Annotated in this window: 1 protein-coding gene; it reads right to left on the bottom strand. The window is 31.3% G+C overall.

Annotated elements, in window-relative coordinates; genetic code table 11:
* On the bottom strand, positions 1–409 hold a 409-nt coding region (locus DLK05_RS17735; RefSeq protein WP_209319971.1), incomplete at both ends, for a hypothetical protein.

Here is a 409-nt window from a genome sequence, read left to right as displayed (position 1 = left end):
AGTCTGTAACAAGTCTGCAAACTTGAAATAATGAAATGTCATCATATACATTTAGGTCTTTTATAATATTTAATACAGCCTCACTAGTCTTCTTCTTATGCCCAAGTTCAGAAAGATAAATTAATAAATTTGGCCGTATTCCTGGTATTTGGTCGTAGAGTTTAGGAACATCACTTAGGAGTTTCTCTGATTTCAATCGACTTAACGCAGTTACATATCTTTTTGTGATTTTCTCAGCGTATTTTGCTTTGCAATTTTTTAGGTGGTTTTTGAGATTTCTTTTTAATACACTTGTAAGTGCATTGTATTCTTTAGAACGCTTTTTAACTTTATAATCTATTGAGTCAAGGTAAAGATTCTCGTTTACTTGAAAATGATATTCAGCTTCTTCGGCATTAAAGATTGCTGT

The organism is Ancylomarina longa (assembly GCF_003996985.1).
Lineage (GTDB): Bacteria > Bacteroidota > Bacteroidia > Bacteroidales > Marinifilaceae > Ancylomarina_A > Ancylomarina_A longa.
Note: the sequence above shows the minus strand (reverse complement) of the source record. Positions and strands in the feature narration are given on the sequence as shown.